21 protein-coding genes are annotated in these 23,013 nt (G+C 70.4%); 12 read left to right on the forward strand and 9 right to left on the reverse strand.

Features of this window, described 5'->3' with window-relative positions; all coding sequences use genetic code 11:
• Positions 1 to 138: 138 nt before the first annotated feature.
• Positions 139 to 1,212: a M20/M25/M40 family metallo-hydrolase gene (locus tag IPJ78_13320; GenBank protein ID MBK7907524.1), complete on the reverse strand. Its 1,074-nt coding sequence runs from the start codon at positions 1,210 to 1,212 to the stop codon at positions 139 to 141.
• 88 nt (positions 1,213 to 1,300) lie between these two features.
• On the opposite strand from IPJ78_13320, the gene IPJ78_13325 reads away from it, so the two are divergent.
• Positions 1,301 to 1,930 carry a 1-acyl-sn-glycerol-3-phosphate acyltransferase gene (locus tag IPJ78_13325; protein MBK7907525.1) on the forward strand — a complete coding sequence of 210 codons (630 nt, stop codon included), beginning with the start codon at positions 1,301 to 1,303 and terminating at the stop codon, positions 1,928 to 1,930.
• Positions 1,931 to 1,989: 59 nt separating this feature from the next.
• A complete protein-coding gene (locus tag IPJ78_13330) occupies positions 1,990 to 2,868 on the forward strand; it encodes a sugar phosphate isomerase/epimerase (GenBank protein MBK7907526.1) in 879 nt (292 codons plus the stop codon).
• Between the two features lie 48 nt (positions 2,869 to 2,916).
• Here the strand turns inward: IPJ78_13330 and IPJ78_13335 are convergent, their stop codons facing one another.
• On the reverse strand, positions 2,917 to 3,402 hold the full coding sequence (locus IPJ78_13335) for an Hsp20/alpha crystallin family protein (protein ID MBK7907527.1): 486 nt from the start codon (positions 3,400 to 3,402) through the stop codon (positions 2,917 to 2,919).
• A gap of 181 nt (positions 3,403 to 3,583) precedes the next feature.
• Between IPJ78_13335 and IPJ78_13340 the strand changes: the two genes are divergently transcribed.
• The 3 genes from IPJ78_13340 to IPJ78_13350 all read left to right on the forward strand — a co-directional run bounded on the left by IPJ78_13340 (position 3,584) and on the right by IPJ78_13350 (position 7,930).
• Positions 3,584 to 5,014 (forward strand): M20/M25/M40 family metallo-hydrolase, encoded by a 1,431-nt coding sequence (locus IPJ78_13340; protein MBK7907528.1) that lies wholly within the window; start codon positions 3,584 to 3,586, stop codon positions 5,012 to 5,014.
• A 201-nt stretch (positions 5,015 to 5,215) separates the two neighbouring features.
• Entirely contained in the window at positions 5,216 to 6,601 is a 1,386-nt protein-coding gene (locus IPJ78_13345) for a nitronate monooxygenase (protein MBK7907529.1), read from the forward strand.
• A gap of 93 nt (positions 6,602 to 6,694) precedes the next feature.
• Positions 6,695 to 7,930: a Gfo/Idh/MocA family oxidoreductase gene (locus tag IPJ78_13350; GenBank protein ID MBK7907530.1), complete on the forward strand. Its 1,236-nt coding sequence runs from the start codon at positions 6,695 to 6,697 to the stop codon at positions 7,928 to 7,930.
• Here IPJ78_13350 and IPJ78_13355 read toward each other — a convergent pair.
• The 4 genes from IPJ78_13355 to IPJ78_13370 all read right to left on the reverse strand — a co-directional run bounded on the left by IPJ78_13355 (position 7,908) and on the right by IPJ78_13370 (position 11,963).
• A complete protein-coding gene (locus IPJ78_13355) occupies positions 7,908 to 8,555 on the reverse strand; it encodes a copper homeostasis protein CutC (GenBank protein MBK7907531.1) in 648 nt (215 codons plus the stop codon). The two genes, IPJ78_13350 and IPJ78_13355, sit on opposite strands and share 23 nt — an antisense overlap.
• 90 nt (positions 8,556 to 8,645) lie before the next feature.
• Positions 8,646 to 9,983 (reverse strand): Gfo/Idh/MocA family oxidoreductase, encoded by a 1,338-nt coding sequence (locus IPJ78_13360; GenBank protein ID MBK7907532.1) that lies wholly within the window; start codon positions 9,981 to 9,983, stop codon positions 8,646 to 8,648.
• Positions 9,984 to 9,993: 10 nt separating this feature from the next.
• A complete protein-coding gene (locus tag IPJ78_13365) occupies positions 9,994 to 11,208 on the reverse strand; it encodes a nucleoside permease (protein MBK7907533.1) in 1,215 nt (404 codons plus the stop codon).
• Positions 11,205 to 11,963 (reverse strand): DUF1080 domain-containing protein, encoded by a 759-nt coding sequence (locus IPJ78_13370; protein MBK7907534.1) that lies wholly within the window; start codon positions 11,961 to 11,963, stop codon positions 11,205 to 11,207. The genes IPJ78_13365 and IPJ78_13370 overlap by 4 nt, the downstream gene beginning before the upstream one ends.
• Positions 11,964 to 12,125: 162 nt before the next feature.
• Between IPJ78_13370 and IPJ78_13375 the strand changes: the two genes are divergently transcribed.
• Positions 12,126 to 12,695, forward strand: coding sequence for a DUF4136 domain-containing protein (locus tag IPJ78_13375; GenBank protein MBK7907535.1), 570 nt, complete (start codon positions 12,126 to 12,128; stop codon positions 12,693 to 12,695).
• Here IPJ78_13375 and IPJ78_13380 read toward each other — a convergent pair.
• Positions 12,655 to 13,158, reverse strand: coding sequence for a hypothetical protein (locus IPJ78_13380; GenBank protein ID MBK7907536.1), 504 nt, complete (start codon positions 13,156 to 13,158; stop codon positions 12,655 to 12,657). The two genes, IPJ78_13375 and IPJ78_13380, sit on opposite strands and share 41 nt — an antisense overlap.
• A 166-nt stretch (positions 13,159 to 13,324) precedes the next feature.
• Here IPJ78_13380 and IPJ78_13385 point away from each other — a divergent pair, with 166 nt between their 5' ends.
• Positions 13,325 to 15,559, forward strand: coding sequence for a carbohydrate binding family 9 domain-containing protein (locus IPJ78_13385; GenBank protein ID MBK7907537.1), 2,235 nt, complete (start codon positions 13,325 to 13,327; stop codon positions 15,557 to 15,559).
• Between the two features lie 24 nt (positions 15,560 to 15,583).
• Here IPJ78_13385 and IPJ78_13390 read toward each other — a convergent pair whose 3' ends face one another.
• Positions 15,584 to 17,320 (reverse strand): carboxypeptidase regulatory-like domain-containing protein, encoded by a 1,737-nt coding sequence (locus IPJ78_13390; GenBank protein ID MBK7907538.1) that lies wholly within the window; start codon positions 17,318 to 17,320, stop codon positions 15,584 to 15,586.
• 166 nt (positions 17,321 to 17,486) lie between these two features.
• Between IPJ78_13390 and IPJ78_13395 the strand changes: the two genes are divergently transcribed.
• Together IPJ78_13395 and IPJ78_13400 are read left to right on the forward strand one after the other, a co-directional pair.
• Positions 17,487 to 17,945: a hypothetical protein gene (locus IPJ78_13395; protein MBK7907539.1), complete on the forward strand. Its 459-nt coding sequence runs from the start codon at positions 17,487 to 17,489 to the stop codon at positions 17,943 to 17,945.
• A gap of 77 nt (positions 17,946 to 18,022) precedes the next feature.
• The gene (locus IPJ78_13400) at positions 18,023 to 18,739 is read left to right on the forward strand and encodes a hypothetical protein (protein MBK7907540.1); all 717 of its coding nucleotides are present in this window, start codon (positions 18,023 to 18,025) and stop codon (positions 18,737 to 18,739) included.
• Positions 18,740 to 18,794: 55 nt separating this feature from the next.
• Here IPJ78_13400 and IPJ78_13405 read toward each other — a convergent pair whose 3' ends face one another.
• The gene (locus IPJ78_13405) at positions 18,795 to 20,444 is read right to left on the reverse strand and encodes a glutamine--tRNA ligase/YqeY domain fusion protein (GenBank protein MBK7907541.1); all 1,650 of its coding nucleotides are present in this window, start codon (positions 20,442 to 20,444) and stop codon (positions 18,795 to 18,797) included.
• Between the two features lie 153 nt (positions 20,445 to 20,597).
• On the opposite strand from IPJ78_13405, the gene IPJ78_13410 reads away from it, so the two are divergent.
• The 3 genes from IPJ78_13410 to IPJ78_13420 all read left to right on the forward strand — a co-directional run bounded on the left by IPJ78_13410 (position 20,598) and on the right by IPJ78_13420 (position 22,616).
• Positions 20,598 to 21,167, forward strand: coding sequence for a hypothetical protein (locus tag IPJ78_13410; GenBank protein ID MBK7907542.1), 570 nt, complete (start codon positions 20,598 to 20,600; stop codon positions 21,165 to 21,167).
• Positions 21,160 to 21,942: a 1,4-dihydroxy-6-naphthoate synthase gene (locus IPJ78_13415; protein ID MBK7907543.1), complete on the forward strand. Its 783-nt coding sequence runs from the start codon at positions 21,160 to 21,162 to the stop codon at positions 21,940 to 21,942. Before IPJ78_13410 ends, IPJ78_13415 begins: the two co-directional genes overlap by 8 nt.
• 455 nt (positions 21,943 to 22,397) lie before the next feature.
• Positions 22,398 to 22,616 carry a hypothetical protein gene (locus IPJ78_13420; protein MBK7907544.1) on the forward strand — a complete coding sequence of 73 codons (219 nt, stop codon included), beginning with the start codon at positions 22,398 to 22,400 and terminating at the stop codon, positions 22,614 to 22,616.
• The last annotated feature ends 397 nt before the right edge of the window (positions 22,617 to 23,013 follow it).

Below are 23,013 nucleotides of genomic sequence, written 5' to 3' on the forward strand. Positions count from 1 at the left end.
CGCCTGGGACTTCCGCCACGCCCTGTTTCCCCGGTGTCCCCTGCGCCCCTGTGGTTCCCAGCAGTTGCAGCCGCAGTCCTCCGCCGTTCTCTGTGCCCTTTGTGTCCTCTGTGGTGAAGCCGTCCCGCCTGAGCTCGATCAGGGCGCGGCGCGACGCACCGGCTTTCCGCCGTCCTTCCATTCGATCCGCGGCCCGTCGGTGAGCACGCGCACGGCCTTGGCCGTCGCATCGATCATCGCCGCGACGTGCGCGAGATCCATCCGGTCGACCTCGTCATTCACGCCGTGGTAGTCGGTGTGCCCGCCGAACGACGAGAACGTGTGCGCCGGGATCCCCTCGAGCGCGAAGGCATAGTTGTCCGACCGCTGGAAGAAGTTCTCCGACGGCCGCGGGTCCACGATCACCGGCAGGCCCGCCGCGGCGAGCCGCTCGCCCATCGTCGACCGCTCGTAGCCGGTGAGCCATCCCTTCCCCGCCCCGCCGGCGAGGGAATCGGGCCGACCGATCATCTCCACCTGCAACTGCGCGACGGCCTGCGCCATGGGCCGCACCGGATGCCGGATGTACCACTGCGTCCCCGCCCCGCCGGTCTCCTCGCCGGTGAACGCGATGACGACGATCGTGCGCTTGGGCGCCGGGCCTTCCTTCAGCTGGCGCGCCGCCTCGAGGATCGCCGCGACACCGGAGGCATCGTCGTCCGCGCCGTTGAAGATCGAGTCACCATCGACCGCGCGCGCGGCGTTCATCGGCAGGTGGTCGAAGTGCGCACCGAGCAGCACCACCTCGTCGCGCAGCACCGGATCGCTGCCGACGATGATGCCGATCACGTTCTGCGACGCCCCGCGCCGTTCGGCCGGCACGGTGTCGAGCGCCGCGAAGCTCTCGGCGGGCGCGAGCCGCATCGGGCCGCCGGGCCGCCGGCTCGGCATCAGCTTGAGCGGGATGCGCTGCAGGTAGCCGTCATCGCCACCGGGGACGAGGCCGAGGCGACGCATCTCGTTCGCGATCACGCGCGCCGCCTTGTCGTTCCCCGGCGTTCCCATCGCGCGCCCCTGCAGCGAATCGTGCGAGAGCGCCCCGATCAACCGGCCGGCATCGGCCGCGGTGCTCGGGCGCTGCGCCTGCAGCGGCGCTGCGAGGGACGCGGAGAGGAGCGTCGCCAGCGCGAGCGAGGCGCACGGCATGAGAACGGAACGGCGGCGAGAGGACATGGGAGGCTCGGTTCGAGTGGGCCAACGGTCTCAATGGAGTCTAGCCTCGCTCTTGACCCCCGCCAACGGCCCTCTACGTTCCACCCCCATGTCCTCCCCCCAGGTGGCACGGCGCGGCGGCGTGGTGAACGTTCCGGTCGTGACCGACAACGTGGCGCAGCGCGGCAACTTCCTCATGCGCTGGCTGATGATCGGCCTCATGCGCCTGAGCGGCTGGCGCTTCACGGGTGCCGGCTTCCCCGACGCGCGCAAGTTCGTGCTCATCGTCGCGCCGCACACCTCGAACTGGGACTTCATCGTCGGCATCCGCGCGATGTACGCACTCGGGATCCGCGGCACCTTCCTCGGCAAGGACACGCTCTTCAAGTTCCCGCTCGGGATCGTCATGCGCTTCCTCGGCGGCTTCCCCGTTGACCGGACGAAGAGCAGTGATGTGGTGACGCAGACGGCCGAGCTCGCCGAGGGGATGGACAAGGTGATCATCGTCCTCTCGCCCGAGGGGACGCGCAAGCGCACCGAGCGCTGGCGGAGCGGCTTCTACTGGATCGCGGTGAAGGCGAAGATGCCCATCGTGCCGGTGGCCTTCGACTTCTCGAAGAAGGCGATCCACGTGTACCCGCCATTCGAGCCCACCGGGGACCAGGAGCGGGATCTGGGCTACCTGCGCACGCTGTTCCGGGCGGGGATGGCGTACGATCCGGCGAAGTACGTGGAGTAGACGGGAGCAGGGAGAAGGCAGAAGTTCCCCGACCGGCCCCCGACCCGTATGTTCTCCCGATGACCAACCGCCGCGACTTCCTCCTCGCGCTGGGCGCCTCCGCCCTCGCGCCCTCCGTCGTCCGCGCCGCCGAGCGCGCCCACCAGCGCGCCGCCGGCCGCGCCCATCCGGGATCGAGCGCGATGCACCTCCGCGGCGTGGGCATCCAGATGTACATGATGCGCGACGAGATGCGCGCCGACCTCGACGCCTCGCTCGCGCGGGTGGCGCGACTCGGCTATGAGGAGGTCGAGTGGTGGGGGACCTGGGGGCGGACGCCGGCGCAGCTCCGGACGCTGCTCGACGGCATCGGCCTCCGCGTGCCGACGTCGCATGTGGGCTCCGACGCGCTCGAGCCGGCCGCGCTCGACGCGACGCTCGACAACGCCGCGACGATGGGCATCCACACCGTGATCGTCGCCGGCATGGGGCGCGGCTACGCGGATGACGCCGATGGCTGGAAGCGCGCGGCGCAGCTCCTAAGCACGGCCGGCGCCAAGGCCGCGCCGCTCGGCATCCGCATCGGCTACCACAACCATGATCGCGAGTTCCGCAAGCACGGCGCGATGAGCGCGCTCGAGATCCTCATCAAGGAATCCGACGCCGCGTCGGTCGACTTCCAGCTCGACTGCTATTGGGCGTTCAAGGGAGGCGCCGACCCGCTGGCGTTCCTCAAGGCGCACAAGGATCGCATCGCGCACCTGCACCTCAAGGATGCCGCCGCGGCCGCGCCGCACGCGCAGGTCGATCTCGGCAAGGGCGTGATCGACTGGAAGGGGCTCATCTCCACGGGACTCGCGCAGCGCGTCGTCACCGTGACGCTCGACATGGACGATCCCGCCGATGCGTGGGCGTCGGCGGGATCGTGCCGCAGCTACCTCCGCGGCCTCGGCTACTGAGCCGGTCACCGTGGCGCGACCGCTCGCGTGGTCGCGCCACGCCCGATCCTACTTCTTCGCGATCGGGACCGTCCGCGTCTGCGGCGGCGTGACCTCGAGCTTGGGCACCGTGACCTTCAGGATGCCGTTGGTGAACTCCGCCGCGACCTTGGCCTCGTTCACCGGGACCGGGAAGCGGAAGGACCGCGCGAACTCGCCGTAGGTGCGCTCCCAGAGATGGAAGGTGCGGTCCTTCTCGCCCTCCTTCTTCTCCTCGAGCTTGTGGCCCTTGAGGGTGATCATCCCCTCGGCCACCGCCACCTCGACGTTCTCGGGGGAGATCCCCGGGAGCTCCGCGGTGAGGACGTACTCCGCCGGCGTCTCGGTCGCCTCGACGTTCGGCGTCCACACCATCTTCTCCATCCGCTTCTCGTCGATCGCCGGGAGACGGAGGTCGAGCCCGAACGGTTCCTCGAAGAACCGCTGCAGCCGATTGCGCATCCGGCCCAGGTCGCGCTCGAAGATGACGGGGAGGTCCTGCTTGAGCAGTGACATCGTTCCCTCCTGCTGTGGGGGTGCACCTCCACGATGCGATCCGCCCGCGCGGCGCGCAGTCGGGCGGAGGCATGAACCGGTGTGCGGGTTCCTCGTGCGCGATTCCATTGCGGGGTTCTCCTGCGGGGTTCACCTGCGGTGAACCCTGACGGATTCCCCCGAGGGCGAGCATCTTCCCGCGATGAGACTCATTCAGATTCGTCCTCGCCTCGCGACCCTCGCCCTGCTCCTCGTCGCCGGCGTCGCGGCGATCGCGACCCCTGCGGGCGCACAGACCGCCACGCAGGACCCGGCCGGCATCGCGCCGCTCGCGCGCGAGATCCTCGCCGAGATGGTCCGTGCGCGCACCACCGAGGAGGGCGACCTCACCCCGCTCTCGGAGTCCCTCGCCGCGCGTTTTCGCGCGGCGGGATTCGCCACCGAGGACGTGATGGTCCTCGGCGCCGGGGCGCGGAATCGCAACCTCGTGGTGCGACTCCGCGGCCGCGACCGGACCCTCCCGCCGCGCATCTTCGCGGCGCACCTCGACGTGGTCGGCGCCGAGCCCGCGCTCTGGACGACCGATCCCTGGCAGCTCGTCGAGAAGGACGGCCTGCTCCATGGCCGCGGCGTGATGGATGACAAGGGACCGGCGGCGGCCCTAGCCGCGAGCTTCCTCGACCTGCGGCGCCGCAGCGTCGTTCCCGCGCGCGACCTCCTGCTGCTCCTGACCGCAGGCGAGGAGAGCGGCAAGGACAACGGCATCGAGTGGCTCGTCGCCAACCGCCGCGACCTCATCGCGGGCGAGTTCATCGTCGTGGCCGACGCGGGCGGTGGCGAGATCGCCGATGGCAAGCGCATCGCGTTCGGCGTGCAGGGCGCGGAGAAGGTCTACACCGACTTCACGCTCACCGCGCGCGGGCCGGGCGGGCACAGCTCCGTCCCGAGCGGCCGCTCGCCGATCGATCGCCTCGCGACGGCGATCGACCGGCTCTCGCGCCACACCTTCCCCACGAACGTGAACCCGGTGGTGCGCGAGTTCCTCGCGCGCCGCGCGCCGCTCACGCCCGGCGCGCAGGGCACGGCGATGGCCGCACTCGCGCGCGACCCGGGTGACGTCGCCGCGGCGCGGACCCTCAGCGCCGACCCGGGCATGAACGCGCTGCTCCGCACGACCTGCATCGCGACCATCCTCAAGGCCGGGACCGCGCCCAACGCGATCCCCGCCGAAGCCTCGGCGAACGTGAATTGCCGCGTGATCCCCGGCGAATCGCCCGACACCGTGCTCGCGCGACTGCGCCGCGTGATCGACGCGCCCGACATCGAGATCACGATCCCGTACCCGATGATGCCGAGCCCGCCCTCGGTGATGCCCGCTCCGCTCGCGCGCGCGCTCGACGAGACGCTCGCCGAGGTCTATAGGCCGCTGCCGGTGATCCCGTACATGGAAATGGGCGCGACCGACGGCGTCTACCTCCGCAATGCGGGACAGCAGGTCATCGGCATCATCGGCCTCTTCGTCGAGGACCAGTACCTGCGCACCCTGCACGGCAACGACGAGCGCCTCCCGGCCGCGGCATACGACCAGATGGTCGTCTTCACGCGCGCGCTGGTGGGACGCCTCGCGCGCTGAGCGCGCCGGAGGGAGCGCGCGCCCGCGGCACCGCGAGTCGCATAGGGATTTCCCCGGCATGGTCGCGGCAGAATCCCGACTGAGGCGCCGACCGGGGCGGCGCACTGTTGTCGGGTTCGATCGAGCTCGGCCGATCTCCTCCCTCCCGACCAGGTGCCCCCGATGTCCTCCGCGACTCTCCCTCGGATCATCCAGGGCGGCATGGGAGTGGCCGTCTCCAACTGGCGCCTCGCACGTGCGGTCGCATCGGCCGGACAGCTCGGCGTCGTCTCCGGGACTGCGCTCGACACCGTGCTCGTGCGCCGACTGCAGGATGGCGACGAGGGCGGACATGTACGGCGCGCGCTGGCACACCTGCCGTTGCCGGGTGTCGCGGCCGGCGTCCTCGAGCGCTGGTTCAAGCCCGAGGGGCGCGCCGACGGCGAGCCCTACCAGCTCCTGCCGATGTACCGACGCGCGGTGAGCACGATGCGCGACCAGGTGACCATCGCTGCGAACTTCGTCGAGGTCTTCCTCGCGAAGGAGGGACATGGGGGGCGCGTCGGGATCAATCTCCTGACGAAGGTGCAGATGCCCACGCTCCCGTCGCTGTACGGCGCGATGCTCGCCGGTGTGGACGTCGTGCTGATGGGCGCGGGGATCCCGCGCGAGATCCCCGGCGCGCTCGATGCACTCGCCGCCGGCACGCCGGCCTCGCTCCGCTTCGAGGTCGAGGGCCAGCCCGCCGATGCGCCGCTCGCGCTCGAGTTCGACGCCGCGGCGCATGGGGCGACGGGCACCCTTCGGCGACCGCACTTCTACGCGATCGTCTCGGCGCATACGCTGGCCACGACCCTCGCGCGCAAGGCGAACGGCACCGTGGACGGCTTTGTGGTCGAGGCCAACACGGCCGGCGGCCACAACGCCCCGCCGCGCGGTGCGATGCAGCTCGACGCCAATGGCGAGCCCATCTACGGTCCCCGCGACGCCGCCGACCTCGGCGCGATGCGCGACCTCGGCCTTCCCTTCTGGCTCGCCGGCCGCGCAGGCACGCCACAGGCCCTCGAGGAGGCACGCGCCGTCGGCGCGGCGGGGATCCAGGTCGGCACCGCCTTCGCGTTCGCCGACGAATCCGGCTTCACCGACGACATCAAGCGACGGGTCCTGCGGGATCTCGCGAACGACACGCTCACCATCCGCACCGACCCGCTCGCCTCGCCCACAGGCTTCCCGTTCAAGCTCGTGTCGTCTCCGTCGCTCGGCGAGCTTCAGCCGGACTCGCCGCGCGAGCGCAACTGCGACCTCGGCTATCTGCGCAGCGCGGCGCGGCGCGAGGATGGACGCGTGGTCTATCGCTGCGCCGCCGCCCCGGTGGATGAGTTCGTCGCCGCCGGTGGCCAGGCCGAGGCGACCGCAGGGCGACTCTGCCTCTGCAACGGGCTCGCGGCGGCCATCGGCATGGGCCAACCCCGCGAGCAGGGCGCGGTCGAGCCACCGCTCATCACCAGCGGTGACGCGCTCCTCGAGCTCGGGGCGCTCGCCCGCGGGCGCGACTCGTACACGGCGCGCGACGTGCTCGACTACCTCATGGGAACGACCGTGCACTGAGCCCGGGGTGCTGGTGAGGGGAGCCGCGGGGCGCTATCTCTCCCCGGTCGGTCCCTCGCAGGTTCTCCCGTTCACCTCTCCGCACCCGCTCCCATGCAGCGTCTCGGCGTCGGCTTCATCGGTTCCGGCTTCAACACGCGCTTCCACATCATGGCCTGGCAGGGCGTCCGCGACGCCGACGTGCTCGGCGTCTGGTCGCCCAACGCGAAGAACGCCGCCTCGGCCGCGCAGCTCGCGCGCACGCTCGACGCCGGCCCGGCCAAGGCATACAAGAGCATCACCGCGATGGTCGCCGACCCGGCGATCGACGCGCTTTGGCTCTGCGGCCCCAACCAGGCGCGCATCGAGAACATCGAGGAGATCGTCCACGCCATCAAGAGCGGCAAGGGCACCCTCAAGGGCATCGCCTGCGAGAAGCCGCTCGCGCGCAACGTCGCCGAGGCGAAGGAGGTCGCGAAGCTCGTGAAGAGCGTCGGCCTCAAGACCGGCTATCTCGAGAACCAGCTCTTCGCGCCGCACGTCGAGGCGGGGAAGAAGCTCATCTGGGCGCGCGGCGCCGCCACGACCGGCCGGCCGTATCTCGCGCGCGCGGGCGAGGAGCATTCCGGCCCGCACATGCCGTGGTTCTGGAACGGCGCGCTGCAGGGCGGCGGCGTGCTCAACGACATGATGTGCCATTCGGCGCTGCTCGTCCGCTACCTCCTCACCGAGCCGGGGAAGCCGCTGAGCACGGTGAAGCCGGTGCGGATGACCGGCCACATCGCGTCGCTCAAGTGGTCGCGCCCGGCGTACGTGAAGAAGCTCAAGGGCATGATGGGCTCGTCGATCGACTACGCCAAGCGCCCGAGCGAGGACTTCGCGAGCCTCAACATCGAGTTCGAGACGCCCGAGGGCCACACGGTGATCGGCGAGGCGACGACGAGCTGGAGCTTCGTCGGCGCGGGGCTCCGGCTCTCGGCCGAGCTCCTCGGCCCCGAGTACTCGATGAAGTGGAACTCGCTCGATTCGGGGCTCCAGCTCTTCTTCTCGCGCGAAGTGACCGGCCGCGCGGGCGAGGACCTCGTGGAGAAGCAGAACGCCGAGCAGGGCGTGATGCCGGTGGTGCCCGAGGAGTACCTCGCCTACGGCTACACCGGCGAGGACCGCCACTTCGTGCGCGCCTTCCTCGGGAAGGAGGAACCGATGCTCACCTTCGACGACGGCGTCGAGGTGGTGAAGATGCTCATGACGGCCTACGCGAGCGCGGAGAGCGGTCGGACGCTCGCCTATCCGGCGAAGGGCGTGGACAAGTTCGTGCCGGCGGTCGCTAAGGGGACGTGGAAGCCCTGACCAGCTCGGCGAACACCTCCGGCTCCGACGCGCGGGCGTGCACTTCGTGCACGCCCGTTTCGCGTATGATCCGCTGCACGTTGTGCGCCCGCACGCCGCCGCCGGGCATGATCGTCGTGCGCCCCGCGGCGCGGCGGTGCAACCGCGCGAGCGTCGCGATCCCCTCCTCCGCCGTCGGCGCGTGCCCCGCCGCGAGCACCACGTCCACGCCGAGCGCGATGAGCTGGTCGAGCGCCGCGTCCGCATCGGGCGTGCGATCGAACGCGCGATGCACCCCGATGCGCATGGGGCGGGCGAGCGCGATCAGCTCGGCCATGCGCGGCACATCGAGCGTGCCGTCGGGCTTCGAGATCCCGAGCACCACGCCCGCGCACCCCGCGGCCTTGATCATCGCGACCTCGTCGCGCATCCGGGCGAACTCCGCATCGGTGTAGACGAAGTCCCCCGTCCTGGGCCGCGTCATCGCATGCACGGGGATCCGCACCGCCCCCATCACCGAGGCGAGCAGTTCCGGAGACGGGGTGAGCCCTCCTTCGCCCGGCCCGCAGAGTTCGAGACGCCCCGCGCCGTTGCGCTCGGCGGCGAGGGCGGTGGTGAGCTGATCGACGTACGCTTCGACGAGCATCGGATCTCCTTGGGATGAACGCTCAAGGAAGAAAGAGCGGGGGCCGAACGGCCCCCGCCCCTTCAACCTTCAGCCTTCATCGTTTCTGCTTCACAGGCTCCACCCTGCCCGGAACGTCGGATTCACCCACTCGCTCGGCGGCGTCGCGTTCTTGATCATCCCCGTATCCGGATCCATCTCGAGCGCACGCCCCATCCGCACCGCGAGGCACCCGATGAGGATCATCTCCGTCATCGGCGCCGCGTAGCCAGCGAAGTCGCTCCCCGCCTTCTTCCCCTCGCGGATCGCGGTGAACCACTCCTTGTACACGCCCTCGGTGCGCGGGTACTTCTTCGGCGTCGGGTTCGCCGCGACCTCGGCGGCGACCTTCGGATCGAGGAGGCGCGGATTCTCGGCGTAGGTCCCGGCGAGGATCATGCCCTTGTCGCCGTACCAGATCTGCCCGCCCTCGCGGTCGAACGGCCATTCATCGGCCTCCGGCCAGCCTTCGGGGCGCGGCGGGAAGAGCGATCCATCCCGCCAGGTGAGCGTGACCGCCGGCCGGTTCCCGATCGCCGGGAACTCGTACGTGATCCGCTCCGAGGCCGGCGCCGTCTCCGAGAAGAGCAGCGTGCTCTCGGGCGTGATGCGCGACGGATACTTGAGGCCGAGCGTCCAGTAGGCGGCGTCCATCAGGTGGCAGGCCATGTCGCCCATCGCGCCGGTGCCGAAGTCCCACCAGCCGCGCCAGTTGAACGGCGCGTACGCCGGGTTGTACGGCCGCTGCGCGGCGGGGCCGAGCCAGAGGTTCCAGTCGAGCGTCTCGGGCGTGTTGTGCGCCGTCGACTGGCGGTTGATCGCCTGCGGCCAGATGGGACGGTTGGTCCAGTACTCCACGCGCCGCACCGGTCCGATGAGCCCCGCCTCGACCCACTCGCGGATCTGCCGGATCCCCTCGGCGGCGTGGCCCTGGTTCCCCATCTGCGTCACCTGCTTCGGCCGCTTGGTCGCCTCGCTCTGCAGCGCGCGCACCTCGCCGATGGTGCGGGCGAGCGGCTTCTGGCAGTAGACGTGCTTCCCCATCTTGAGCGCCATCATCGCCGCGGCGCCGTGCACATGGTCGGGCGTCGAGACCGTCACCGCGTCGATGTTGTCCTTCTCCTTCTCGAGCATCTCGCGGTAGTCCTTGTAGCGCCGCACGGTGGGCCAGGTGCGGAAGGCGCGCTCCGCCGAGCGCCAATCGACGTCGGCGAAGGCGACGAGCTGTTCCTGCGACGCGCCGCGCACGTCGTTGAAGCCCATGCCGCCCACGCCGATGCAGGCGATGCGGATCTTCTGGCTCGGCTGCTGGCCGCCGAGGGCATGGAGCGGGCTGGGGATCGCGGCGAGCGCGCCGGCGGCGGCGAGCCCTCCGACGAACGTGCGGCGATCGAGATCCTTTCCGGACATGAACGGGTCCTCAGGCAGCGGGGGTGGGAACCTTCGAGTCGGTCTTGAACGTCAGCAGGAACAGCACGAAGACGACGAGCGCCATGTACGCGGGGATCGGCCAGATGCGCGCCCAGTCATGCCGCACGAGGCCGGTGGCGGCCTCGGTGCTCGCGTACATGTCCACGACGCGGCCCGACGCGTACGCCCCGACGATGTAGCCGAGGCCGTTCGTCAGGAAGTTGATCAACCCCTGGGCAGCGGCGCGGATCGACTCGCCGGCACGCTGGTCGGTGTAGATCTGCCCGCTCACGAAGAAGAAGTCGTAGCAGATGCCGTGCAGCAGGATGCCGATGTAGACGAGGTACATCCCGTCGGTCGCATTCCCCGCGCCGAACGCGAAGTAGCGCGCCGCCCAGGCGAGCATCCCGCCGAGCATGATCCCCTTGATGCCGAAGCGCAGCAGGAAGACGGGGAGGAGCACCATGAACCCGATCTCGCTCATCTGCCCGAAGGTCTGGATGAACGCCGGCTCCGGCGCGCCGATCTCGTTGAGGTAGAGATTGGTGAACGTGTAGTAGAACTGCAGCGGGATGCAGAGCAGGAAGCTGCCGAGCGCGAAGACGAGGAAGTCGCGATGGCGGAAGAGCCGGAGCGCCTCGAGCCCGAATGCGTCACGGATGCTGAACGGCCGGTCGCCGCCGCGCGGCGGCGTCGCCGGGAGCGCGAAGGAGAAGAGCCCGAGGGCGATGCTCGCGCCGGCGGCGAGCTGCATCGGCAGCGCCTGCGCATCGGCCTTGAGCACCTTCCCCACGAGGATCCCCGCCGCGATCCACCCGATGGTGCCGAGCACGCGGATGAGCGGGAACTCCTTCGCCGGGTCCTTGATGTGGTGGAACGAGATCGAGTTGCTCAGCGACAGCGTGGGCATGTAGCAGAGCGCGTAGCAGATGAGCAGCGGATAGAACGTCCCGAAGGCCGGCTGCTGCGAGACGAGATAGAGCAGCCCGCCGCCGGCGAGATGCAGCACCGCGAGCAGCTTCTCCGAGTTGATGAACCGGTCGGCGACCATCCCGATGAAGATCGGCGAGAGGCAGGCGGCGATCGCCATCGCGCCGTAGGCGGCGCCGATCTGCGTCCCGGTGAACTGGAGCGTCTGCCCCAGATACGTCCCCATCGTGACGAACCACGCGCCCCACACGAAGTACTGGAGGAACATCATCACCGCGAGGCGGAACTTGATCATCGCGAGAGCTCCCGCACGCGCGCATGACGGAAGTGGATCAGGTCGCCGTGCTCCTGCAACCCGATGTGCCCGCGGCGCGCCAGCCCGTAGGTCGGCCACTGCGCGAACTTCGTCTTGCTCACCTTCTCCGTCCATTCCGGCGTCCAGAGCTCGTACTCGAGGAGCTTCTCGCCGTTGAGCCAGTGCTCCACATGCGAGCCGATGACCACCACGCGGGCCCGGTTCCACTCGCCCACCGGCCGCGTGACGTCACGCGCCGGCGCGTTGAGCCCGTAGTTCGCCCCCGCCGACGTGAGCGTGTTCTTGCCGTCGTTGTGCCGCTGGTTGTCGAGCACCTGCATCTCGGGTGCGTTCTCGTAGATCACCGCCGTCCCTTCGGTCGCGTGATAGAAGATCCCGCTGTTGCCGCCGGGGATCACCTTCCACTCGATCTCGAACTCGAAGTCGGCGTACTGCGCACGCGTGACGATGTCGCCGCCGAAGCGGGTGCGCGTGATGGTGTTGGTCGTCGCGTCGTAGGCCCAGGCCGACGGGAGCGTGTCCTGCTTGTAGCCGCGCCAGTGCTTGCTCGGGCCGCCGGCGAAGAGATCCACCCAGGCCGCGGCCTTCACGCCGGCGGGGAGCGGGAGCGACGGGCCCTGGGCGTCGACCGTGCGGGCGGTCTGGCCCGCCTGGGCGCCGGCGCACCCGGTCAGGGAAGTGGTCAGGAGCAGGGCCGCACAGGCCGCGGCGGCGCGAACGGACTTGGGAAGCATCCAGGCCTCAGGCGATTCGGGGGGTCGTGCCGGAACCGCGGGAACGTACGCATTCCCGCGGGGAGCGGGAAGGTTGCCCCGACCCCGCTGTGAGCCGGCCCCTGATACGCCCGCGCCACTCCGCCGACAGCATTCCCCCGCCGCGCACCATAGCGTTCACCCATGAGACACCACCTCGCCTCCGTCCTCGTCGCCACCGCCGCACTGGCCGCCACTGTCGCCTGCGGACCCACGGTGTCGATCCAACGTGCGCCCGACGTGCGGATCACCGCGGGCCAGCGGTGGGCCTTCGGGCCCATCGACCGCGACGGCTTCACCGCCGCCGAAGGGGCACGCATCCCGCCCGACAGCGCGGTCGCCATGATTCGCGACGCGCTCGAGGCCGAGCTCACCGCCCAGGGCTTCCCGCGCACCACGCCCGAGTCGGCGCAGTTCCTCGTGCACTTCCATGTCGCGCAGCAGCGCGTGGTCGATACACTGCCCACGCGGGACGATCCGCCGGGCGGCGTCCGGACCCCGGGCAGCTGGGGCGTCTACGGCTCGCCCGAGGAGCTCGCCGATCGCGTCGTGAGCTGGGAGGAAGGGATGCTGATCGTCGACGCGGTGACGGTCGATCGCGGCATCGTCGCCTGGCGCGGCCTCATCGCCGGTGAGATCCCGGAGCGGGCGACGATGCGGCCGGCCCCGGCGGTCAGGGAAGCGGTCGGGCGGCTGCTGCGCCAGTTCCCATAGACTGCAGCCACTCGCGCACCCGCGACTCGGCCTCGTCGACGGTCATGCCGAGGCCGACCTCGGCGAGCATGTGGCCATCCTTCAGCCGGTCGATGGACTCGCCGACGTCGGCGGGGAGCGGCAACATCCGGCGCATCTGCGCGAGCACGCGCACCGTGTCGTCGGCACGGCGACGGCCGGCGGCGAGGTCGTCCGCCGCGAGCGCGAGCATGGCGCGCACCGTGCGCTCCGGCACCGGATCGTGCGCGAGCGGCGCGAGGGCGTGCCGGAGTGCGCTCAGGTCCCCCGGCGGGGTGAGCGAGACCTCGTAGAGCGCCGCGTCCGGCGCGTCCGACGCATGGATCGCGGCGTCCGCCCACGCGACCACTGACGCACCGTTCCGCAGTCCGAGGAGGAGCGCCGTCGTCTGTTCGGTCGCCTCTTCTCGAAGCCGCTCGAGAGGGTCCGTCGGATCCGCTCGCATCATCGTCCCCCGTGGAAGTCCGGTCGCGGCGGGTCGTCCCGCGCGTCCGACAACGTCATACTAGTCGGCGACGTATCCCGCGGTGCAGGGGGAGTTTGCGGCCGGTCGCCCGGTCCCGCCATCTTCCCGGCTCCCCCCATCGATCGCTCCCTGACCCCGCCCGACCGTGATCCGCGCGAGAACCGCCGCCACCCTGCTGGTGCTGTCGTCCGCCACCTGGGGTTCCGCCCGGGCCCAGATGATCACGCAGACGGGAGCGGCGGCCCGCCGCGGCCGCGCCACCGTCGTGCAGACGCCACCCACGATCGACGGCCGTCTCGACGACGCCGTCTGGCGCAGCGCCGAGGTCCTCTCCGACTTCGTCCAGCGCGAGCCCGTCGAGGGGAACCCGGTCTCCGAACGCACCGAGGTCCGGATCCTCACCGACGGCGAGGCGCTCTACGTCGGCGCCTGGCTCTATGACCGCGAGGCGCACCTCATCGTGCCGAGCGAGAAGATCCGCGACGTCACGCTCACCAACAGCGACTACTTCGCATTCATCCTCGACACCTACCACGACCGGCAGAACGGCTTCATGTTCGGCACCACGCCGTCGGGCGTCGAGCATGACGAGCAGGTGATCCGCGAGGGCGAGGGCGGCGGCGTCTTCACGGCCGGCGGCAACCGCGCGCAGGCCGGCGCGCTCGGCGGCGTGAACCTCAACTGGGATGCGAGCTGGACCGTCCGCACCTCGCAGGACTCGCTCGGCTGGTACGCGGAGTTCCGCATCCCCTACTCGACCATCCGGTACGGCGCCGGGGCGACGCAGACCTGGGGCCTCAACATCATGCGCGGCATCCGCCGCCGGAACGAGGAGGCGCTCTGGTCGCGCGTCTCGCGCCAGTTCAGCCTCAATCGCCTCTCGCAGGCGGGCACCCTCGAGGAGCTCCCCGTGCCGTCGCAGCGCATCGCGACCGTCACGCCCTACGTGCTCGGCACCTCGAGTCGCGCCTATGCGACGATGCCGGATTTCCGCTCCACCGGCGAGGTGGGCCTCGACGCGAAGTACGGCATCACGCCGAGCCTCACGCTCGACCTGACCTACAACACCGACTTCGCGCAGGTGGAGGTGGACGAGCAGCGCACCAACCTCACGCGCTTCCCGCTCTTCTTCCCCGAGAAGCGGCCCTTCTTCCTCGAGAACGCCGGCGTCTTCGCCGCCGGCACGCCGCAGGCCGTGGACCTCTTCTTCACGCGGCGCATCGGCATCGACTCGGTGGGCCAGCCGGTGCCGATCCTCGGCGGCGGGCGCCTCACCGGGCGCATCGGCGGCCTCACCGTCGGTGCGCTGCAGATGATCACCGGCGAGCAGAACGGCGTCGAGGGCAACTCCTACACCGTGCTGCGCACCCTCAAGGAGCTCTCCGCCCGCTCGCGCGTCGGCGTGATGGCGGTGCAGCGCCAGCGGCTCGGCGACGCCGACGACCACAATCGCGTGTACGGCGTGGACGGCCGCGTGGGGATCGGGCAGGCGTGGACCGCCGACGCCTGGTTCGGTCGCTCCGAGACGCCGGGCCGCGACGGCGATGCCAACGCGTGGAGCGGGCGCCTCGCCTACCAGACCCGCGACTGGAACCACTCGGTGCGCATGCTGCAGGTCGGCGACGACTTCAATCCCGAGGTCGGGTTCATGAGCCGCCCTGCGGGCTACCGGTTCGACGAGCTCATGCTCATGCGCCTCGTGCGGAGCCCCCGGTGGAAGGAGGTGCGGCAATGGAACCCGCACATCTCGCTCCGCCGCTACGTCGGGACCGACGGCTTCACGCAGTCCACCTGGGCGCACATCGATCTCACCGAGGTCGAGTTCAACGGGGGCGGCCGATTCGGGCCCGACATCAACGTCTACACGGAAGGGCTGCAGGCGCCGTTCACCATCGCCCCGGGCGTGGTGCTGCAGCCGGGCCAGTACCACTTCTCGCTCCCCGGCATCGACTGGGGCTCCGACCCGAGCGCGCCGCTCTCGTTCCTCGCGCGCATCGAGGTGGGCCAGTTCTACTCGGGAACCAAGCAGGGCGGCAACGTGACGGTGACCGCCCGCCGCGGCGCGGCCTTCTCGTCGGCCCTCACCTTCGACCACCAGGACGTCGAGCTCCCCGAGGGCGACTTCGTGCGCGACCTCATCGGCGTGAAGCTCGCCTACTTCTTCACGCCGCGGATCTTCGTGCAGTCGCTCACGCAGTACAACAACCAGGCGGGGATCTTCACCGCGAACGTGCGCTTCGCCTGGCTGCGGACCGCGAACACCGGTCTCTTCGTGGTGCTCAACGACGGCGAGCAGGCGGACAGCTTCACACGGTGGCGCACGCCGATCTCGCGCGCCATCACGGTGAAGTACTCCTACCAGCTCGGTAGCGGCGGCTGAGGCGGCCCTGGCGCGCGCGGAGCGCTACGGCCGCGGCGGACGGGAGGCGGGGAGCGAGAGGTCGAGGAACGCCACCGTCTCGCCCGCCTCGATGAACGTGGACTGCTGCAGGCGCGTGCCGTCGGCGGCGACGACGGTGATGAAGAGCTCCACGCCCGTCGGGATCTCGCAGATCGCGTAGCGCCCCTCGAGCGTCGTGCGCGCCCGCGCCGTGCGCGCCTCGTCGAGGCTCGACGCCGCGCCGCGCGGGATGCGCGCCGTCACCCCCGCGCCGCGCACGACGACGTCTCCCTGGACGACCGAGCCGAGGAGGACCGCGTGGCCCGGCTTCTCGCCGCAGGCATCGCGCGCGAGCTCGCGCAGCGTGCGCACCCGCACCCGATGCTCGGCGGTGCGCGGTTCCATCGAGAAGACGACGATGAACCGCTCCGGCTCGATGTCGAACGCGGAGTAGTACGGCGTGCTCACCTCCACCGCGTACTCGCCGGCGACCATCCCGGCGAAGCGCACCACGCCGTCGGGGCCGCTCACCTCCTGCTCGGTCGAGCCGGCGAAGGCCACGGCGACGCCGTCCGCGGGCTGGAGCTCGCGCCCACCCGCCTGCACCGCCCGCACGATCAGCTGCGAGGTGTGCCGCGACCAGAGGGTCGTCGTGTCGCGACCCTGGCGCACGACGAGCAGGTCGCCACCGGTGACGCGGAGCCGCGACGTCGTCGGGACCACGCGGTAGTCCGAGCGCCAGGTGTTCACCGCGGTGCCGGCGGTGCGTACGGTGTCGCCGAGGGCGGTGCGCACCGGGATCGGCGCGCGGATGAGCCAGCGCGGGATGATCCACGCGCCGTTGGAGAGCTGCGCGAACTCGATCTCGCCGCCCGCGAGGGTGTCGTTGACCGTCTCGGGAAGGTTCACGTACGCGAAGGTCACCGTGTGCAGCGCGCGCGTGCGCGCGTCGAACTCGAGGACGCCCTTGATCTCCGAGCGGCGGATGGCGGTGTGCGGCCAGAACTCCAGCGCGATGCGCCCCGCCGGCGTGGCCGACGAGTCGCGCATGCGGAAGCAGTGCGTGCGCATGAAGTACGGCGAGAGGAGCACGGCGAGGTCCGGGGCGACGTAGCGCAGCCCCGAGTCGGTCGGCGTGACGTAGCCGCGCGCCTCGAGCGTGTCGGGCGGGAACGACGTCCAGGGCTGGATCCCCTCGTGCCGCACGCGCCCGAAGACCGACTCGAGCAGGAGCGGCGGCGGCCGCGTGTCGAGCTTGCGGCTGTGCAGCATCATGTCGAAACGGTAGTCGAGGTCGCGGATGGTGATGTCCGCGGCGAGGATCGCCGTGCGCGCCTCGTCCCAGAGGATCGCCGTCGCGAGGCCACCGGTCATCGTCTCGCGGCACTCGGTGCGCTCCGCCGCGGTGACCGCCGGGAGGTTCACCGGGATCTGGTCGAGCGGGAGGCGCACGGTCGTGTCGGCGCGGAGGGCGAACGGTGCGCCGGTCGTGGCGGTGAAGCCGATGCGGAGCGTCCGCAGGCGATAGGTCCCGGGGCCCGGCGCGCGCAGCTGGAAGGTGCCGCGCGCGTCGGAGAGACCGCGGGCGCGGGCGAGCTCGGTGGAGTCGATGAGCAGCACCACCACGCCGATGATCGGCGCGTCGTCGGTGCTGCGCACGACGGTGCCGCGGATCGTCTGGGCCGCGAGGCCGGGGACCGCGAGCGAGAGCGAGAGGGCACCGGCGACGGCCGCGCGCGCGAGGGAGGTCAGGGGGGTCACTGCCTTCATACTACCTGCGGATGGGCCTGGAGTGTCATCGGCGGGGCGGGCCGCACGGGGCGCGGGACCGACCGTCCCCGACCTGCTGGCGAGCCGCCCCTCACGCGATAACTTCCGGTGAGCGCCTCGCCGCGTGCGAGACGGCCACCCCAGCCCGGATCCGCCCATGCGTTCCTTCCTCCGCACCGCCCTGCTCACGGGAAGCGTGCTCGCCGCGCTCGCCGCCGTTCCCGCCCTCGAGGCCCAGCAGGACACCACGGCCCGCGCCGCCACCCGGCGCCCCCGCGGTGACCGCAACAAGCTCACGCCGGAGGAGATCAACGGCGCGGGGAACGTCGCCACCGCCGCAGACGCGATCCGGCTCCTGCGTCCGTGGTGGCTCCAGCCGCCGCGCGGCCGCATGGCCTCCACCGACATGGGCGGCGACACCCGCGCCGCCACCCAGGTGGTCGTCTATATCGACGGCATGCGGCAACCCGATCTCGAGTCCTCGCTCGTCACCGTGAAGGCCGCGGACGTGACCGAGATCCGCTATCACGACCAGAATCGCGCGGTGCAGAACTTCGGCGCCGGGCACGAGGCTGGCGTGATCGACGTGACGACGATCAACAAGAAGCGGCGCTGACCCCGCTGCGCGCGACCCTCCGTCCGCTCTATCGCGCGCTCGTCGGCGAGGGCGCGCGCGCGCGGCTACGGCCGCTGATGTACCCGGCCGACACGCTCTTCCGCACCATCGCCTGGCGCGCGGCCGGCGGCACCGTCGCCGCCGGCCCCTTCGCCGGCCTGCGTCTCGCGCCGCACCCGTTCCTGCCCCACCTCCTCGGCAGCTACGAGCGCGAGCTCCACCCGACGATCGAGGCCCTCGCCGATCGCGCGTGGGACACGGTCATCAACGTCGGCGGCGGCAACGGCTTCTACATCGCCGGGCTCGGGCGTCGTCTCGCGCAGGCGACGCTCGTCGTCTTCGAGCTCACGGCCGAGGCGCGTGCCGTGATCGCCGCGACGGTCGCCCGCAACGGCCTCGCCGCGCGCACGACGATCCTCGGGGCCGCCGACCCCGAGAACCTCGGCGCCGCCTGTGCGAACGCCGGTCGGCTCCTCGTGGTGATCGACGTCGAGGGCTACGAGCGCGAGCTCCTCGACCCCGCGCGCATCCCTGCGCTGCGCACCGCGACGATCCTCGTGGAGACGCACGACGTGATCGTCCCCGGCTGCCGCGCGACGATCGAGGCGCGCTTCGCCGAGACACATCACATCACGGTGATCCCCACGCAGCCGCGGACGATGGCGGATTTCCCCAGCGCGCTCGCGCCCTCGCTCGCGAAGTGGATGCCGGCGAAGTGCGTGGAGGCGGTGCAGGAGTGGCGCGGCGGGCCGCAGGATTGGCTGGTACTGGAGCCGAGGAAGGCGGAAGGATGAAGGGGGGGCGGCCGCACGGCCGCCCCTCCTACCTCCTTCCGCCTTCATCCGGAATTCAGCCCCTCCGCACTTCCTTCGCCCATGAGTCCCTGAGCCCCACGATCCGGTTGAACACCAACTTCCCCGGCGTCGAGTCCTCGGGCTCGCTCATGAAGTAGCCCGTCCGCTCGAACTGATAGCGGCTGCCGATCGGGTGCTGCCCCACGCTCGGCTCGATCTTCGCGTCAGGGATGATCACGAGCGAGCCGGGATTGAGCGCGCTGATGAAGTCCTGCCCCTCCGGCACGTCGTCCGGATCGGGCTGCGAGAAGAGCCGGTCATAGAGCCGCACCTCGCAGGAGAGCGCCTGCGCCGCCGAGACCCAGTGGATGGTGCCCTGCACCTTGCGTCCGTCGGGGGCGTTGCCGCTCCGCGTCTCCGGGTCGTAGGTGCAGCGCAGTTCGACGACCTGCCCCGAGGCATCCTTGATGACCTCGGTGCAGGTGATGAGGTAGCCGAAGCGCAGTCGCACCTCTCGGCCGACCGAGAGCCGATAGAACTTCTTCGGCGGGTCCTCCATGAAGTCGTCGCGATCCACGAACAGCTCGCGCGAGAACGGCACCTGCCGCGTGCCCGTCTTCGGCACGTCGTGCGGGTAGTCCTGCGCCTCGAGCGTCTCGACCTGCCCCTCGGGGTAGTTCGTGATCACCACCTTGAGCGGGTTGAGCACGCACAGGACGCGCGGGACCTCCATGTTGAGGTCGTTGCGCACCGCATGCTCGAAGGAGGCGATCTCCACCCGCGCGTCCTTTCGCGCCACGCCGATCACCTCGGCGAAGGCGCGGATGGCCTCGGGGCGCACGCCGCGGCGCCGCAGCCCGGCGATGGTCGGCATCCGCGGGTCGTCCCACCCCGTCACATGCCCCTCGTTCACCAGGCGCAGGAGCTTCCGCTTGCTGAGCACCGTATAGTCGAGCTCGAGCCGCGCGAACTCGATCTGCGTCGGCGGCGCGGTGAACCCCGCCTCCTGCACGAGCCACTCGTAGATGTCGCGGTTGTCCTTGAACTCGAGCGTGCAGAGCGAGCGCGTGATCCCCTCGATCGCGTCGCTCAGGCCGTGCGCGAAGTCGTAGAGCGGGAAGATGTTCCACGCCGTCCCGCGGCGGTAATGATGCGCGCCGCGGCGGATCCGCAGCAGCAGCGGGTCGCGCATGATCATGTTGGGGTGCGCCATGTCGATCCTGGCGCGCAGCACGCAGGTACCGTCGGCGAACTCCCCCGCCTTCATGCGGCGCAGCAGGTCGAGGTTCTCCGTGGGCGTGCGGTCGCGCCACGGGCTCGGCGTCCCCGCCGAGGTCACCGTGCCGCGGTTGGTGCGGATCTGCTCCTCCGTCTGGTCGTCGACGTAGGCCTTCCCCTTCTGCACGAGGAGTTCGGCGACCTCGTAGAGCTTCTCGAAGTAGTCCGACGCGAAGTAGAGCCCGTCCCACCTGAAGCCGAGCCACTCGACGTCCTTCTTGATCGCCTCGACGTACTTCATGTCCTCCGTCGCCGGATTCGTGTCGTCGAAACGGAGGTTGCAGGTCCCGCCGAACTCCTTCGCGATGCCGAAGTTGAGGCAGATCGACTTGGCGTGCCCCATGTGCAGGAAGCCGTTGGGCTCCGGGGGGAATCGCGTCGCGGGGGCGCGGCCGAAGCGGCCGGTGGCGACGTCCTCCGCGACCATCTCGCGGATGAAGTCGCGGCGGGGGGAGTTCGGGTCGGGGGTGAGCGCGGGATCGGACACGGGTGCCTGCGGGTGGGGATGAGAGGGGAAATCTAACCTCACGAATCTGACCGGAAGCGTTTGAGACGGTCCCCGGACCGAGTAGATTCAGGAGTGAACATCGACCGCACCCGCATCCTCGTCATCGCCGCGACCGAGCGTGAGCTCGCGCCTTCGGACGGATGGCAGGCGGTGCGGTGCGGCGTCGGGCCCGTCGACGCCGCGGCGGCCTCCGCCGCCGCGATCGCCGCGCACCGCCCCGCCGCGGTGCTGCACGTCGGCATCGCCGGCGCGCGACGCGCCTCGGGCATCGCGCCCGGGACCGTCGTGATCGGCACCGAGGCGCGTTACTGCGACCTCGGCGTCGCGCCCAAGTGGGCGCCGAACACCGTCGCGGCATCGCCCGAGCTGCTCGCGGCGGCCGCGCGCGCGCTCCCGCAGGCGCGCACCGGCGCGATCGGCACGAGCGCGCGCATCGGCGGGACGCACGACGTGGATGTGGAAGCGATGGAGGGATTCGCGGTGCTCCGCGCCGCGCAACTCGCCGGCGTGCCGGCGATCGAGATCCGTGCCATCTCGAACGCAATCGAGGAAAGCGACCGCGCGCGCTGGCAGTTCGACGCGGCCTTCAGTGCCATCATCGACGCGACCCCGCGTCTCATCGCGGAGCTCGCCCGTGCGTGAACTGACCTTCGGTTACTCCCCCTGCCCCAACGACACCTTCGCCTTCCATGCGCTCGCGCACGGACTCGTGGACGCGCCGTTCAAGATCAAGCCCGTGCTCCTCGACATCGAGGAGCTCAACCGCCGCGCGCACAAGGGCGAGTTCGACCTCACCAAGCTGAGCGTCGGCGCGTTCGGTTCGGTGGGGAAGAAGTACACGATGCTGCGGAGCGGCGCCGCGCTCGGGCACGGCGTGGGGCCGCTCGTCGTGACCAAGCACGTGAAGACGCTCGACGAGGTCGCCGCGGGGAAGATCGCGATCCCCGGGCGCGAGACCACCGCCTACCAGCTCCTCCGCCTTGCGGCGCCGGCGGTGAAGGATGTGCTCGAGATGCGCTATGACCGCATCCTCCGCGCCGTCGCGGGCGGGCACGCCGAGGCGGGACTCATCATCCACGAGAGCCGCTTCACCTACGCCGAGCACGGTCTGCTCAAGCTCCTCGACCTCGGCGAGTGGTGGGAGGAACAGACGGGGCTTCCGGTGCCGCTCGCGGGGATCTGCGCGCGCAGCGACATGAAGCCGGAGACGCGCCTCGCCGCCGAGGTCGCGATCCGCGCGTCGGTGCAGCACGCGATGGACGACCCCAAGGCGAGCGCCGCCTACGTGCGCGCCAATGCGCAGGAGATGTCGGAGGAGGTGTGCGCGCGGCACATCGCGCTGTACGTGAACGAGCACAGCCTCGACGTGGGCGAGGAAGGGATCAAGGCGATCGCGCGGCTGGTCGCGGCGGGGTGAGATCGGGGATTGCAACGCCGAAGCAAGGGCGCGACGTTCCACTAGCTTCGAGTCCGTCGACACTGCGCCCACGGCGCGTTCCATGCATCAACTTGTCCTCCGATTCCCGCAGTGCTTGCCGGACCCTTTTCGCATGGACGGGCACCAGCATGTCCAGAGCATTCCTGCTGGTCCTCCTGGTCGCTCTAAGTGTTGCATGTGACTCGGCAGTGAGTCCGACGACCGGCCTCCGCGAATCGCAGGCTCAACTCTGGGCCGATGAAGATTGCTGGTCCTTGCTCGAAGCTCAGTGCTATCGTGGGCTTTACCCATGGGAGGCGTCCCAGCTCTTGGCGACATCGGGGTCAGCCCTTCCGTCTTCCCTGAGTGCTGAAGACCGCGAGGTCTGCGAGATCATCCAGGCGCACATGACATCCGCCGTTGCGGTCGGTGAGATCGGAATTTGGAGGCAGCCCATGACTGATTCCACGCTCGCCATCGTGGACCTCATGATGCCCTCTCGACGGATGGCCTTCCGATCGCCGTCGTACACAACGAACACCGAGAGCAATCGCTTCATCATCTTCCATGAAGGGCTGCACGCCGCGACGGGCTGGGGCGATGACGTCCTGATGCCGAACGGCATGACCGTCGCGAACTACTACGGGCGAATGTGCTCAAGGGGGTACCTATGACTGCCGCCGACCCCAGAGGCCGCGGACCTGCCGCACGGCGGCGAGCGATAGCGGCCTTTCTGATGCTGCTATCGGCGTCGGTCGTGTCGTTCGCTAGCCCGGCGCGCGCGCAACCACGGTCGGCCCGCGCGGCTGCCCTCCAACTCGTCCGCGACAGCGTGTTCTCACGAGGTCGCACGCGCGCTCAGATCGTGGTTCTGGAGGCTGAACCGAGCGACCGGCTTGCTGCTTCGTCCGCGTCTGAACGCGCCGAGTCCGAAGCGCTCGCGAGAGAACTCGGCTCGGGAGCCCGTGCGTCCGCAGCGCGTGAAGTGCTCGAGTGCGAGCAGCGTTGTCGGGCGACCATCCCCGGAACATCGGTCATGGTGATCCACGGGCCGGCGAATCGACGAGGGAT

The sequence above is a fragment of the Gemmatimonadota bacterium genome, assembly GCA_016714015.1.
Lineage (GTDB): Bacteria > Gemmatimonadota > Gemmatimonadetes > Gemmatimonadales > Gemmatimonadaceae > Pseudogemmatithrix.